The sequence below is a fragment of the Pseudomonas sp. C1C7 genome (assembly GCF_013359595.1).
Taxonomy (GTDB): domain Bacteria; phylum Pseudomonadota; class Gammaproteobacteria; order Pseudomonadales; family Pseudomonadaceae; genus Aquipseudomonas.
On the sequence record NZ_JABFMP010000086.1, the window covers coordinates 1 to 1,362 of the forward strand.

Sequence of the window (1,362 nt, forward strand, 5' to 3'; positions counted from 1 at the left end):
GGGGGTGTCAGAAATTTTGTGTTCGGGCATAACATGAGTAAGAGGTGCATGTATGCCAACCAAAAAGAAACCCTTGCGTGACCTGCCCAAAATCCCCAAAGAGCTGCTGGAGCAGTTCGGTGAGGGCTTGATGACTGCAGAAGCTATCGAGGATGCCTCTGCGGCGTTCAAGAAAGCCCTAATCGAACGCGCCCTGCATGCCGAGCTTGGCCATCACCTGGGCTATCCACCGGGCGCGCAGCGCCCAGAGGATGAAAGTAATCAGCGTAACGGCAAGAGTGGCAAGACGGTTTTGACCGGCGATGGCCCGCTGCGGCTGGAGATTCCTCGCGATCGAGACGGCAGTTTTGCGCCCATTCTGATCCCCAAGCACGAGCGGCGGTACACCGGTTTCGATGACAAGATCATCGCCATGTACGCCCGTGGAATGACGGTCAGAGAGATCCGGGCATTTCTATCCGAGCAGTATGGAACAGAGGTCTCACCCGACTTCATCAGCTCTGTGACAGACGAGGTCATGGAAGAAATTGGGGCGTGGCAGCAGCGGCCGCTGGAGCCGATGTACCCGGTCATTTTCTTCGATGCGCTGCGGGTAAAGATTCGCGAAGAAGGCTTAGTGCGCAACAAGGCCATTTACCTGGCGCTGGGCGTTCTACCCGACGGGACGCGCGATATCCTGGGCATCTGGATTGAGAACACCGAAGGTGCGAAGTTCTGGATGAAGGTCTTTAACGATCTCAAGACACGTGGTGTCGAGGACGTGCTGATTGCCGTCACCGATGGGCTCAAAGGCATGCCAGAAGCCCTCAGTGCAGTATTTCCAGAGACGATGCTGCAGACGTGCATCGTGCACCTGATCCGCAACAGCTTGGACTACGCGGCCTGGGACAAGCGCCGGGCACTGGCCAAGGCGCTGAAACCGATTTACCAAGCCACCAATGCCGAAGCGGCTGAGCAAGCACTCGATGAGTTTGAAAACGGGCCCTGGGGCAAGCAGTATCCGACGGTCGTTGCGGCCTGGAGACGCGCCTGGGATCGAGTGATTCCCTTCTTTGTCTTCCCGCCAGCCATCCGGAAAGTGATCTACACCACCAACGCCATCGAGAGCATCAACGCCCAGTTGCGCAAGATCATCAAGACCCGGGGCCATTTCCCGAACGATGACGCAGCCACCAAGCTGATCTGGCTGGGGCTGCGAAACATCACGGCAAACTGGGGGGCGGCGGCGCATGATTGGAAAAGTGCGATGAATCAGTTCGCGATTTTGTACGGAGATCGGTTCATCAGGCCGACCTGGTGAAAATCAGGGCCTGCCAGACGGCAGGCCGTTACCGGCCCGCACACAAAAAATCTGACAGTCCC

General features: G+C 57.5%; 1 protein-coding gene. It reads left to right on the forward strand.

The annotated features are described in order from the left end of the window. Positions 1-52 precede the first annotated feature (52 nt). A complete protein-coding gene (locus HNO86_RS30100; protein WP_175380567.1) occupies positions 53-1,300 on the forward strand; it encodes an IS256 family transposase in 1,248 nt (415 codons plus the stop codon). Positions 1,301-1,362 lie beyond the last annotated feature (62 nt).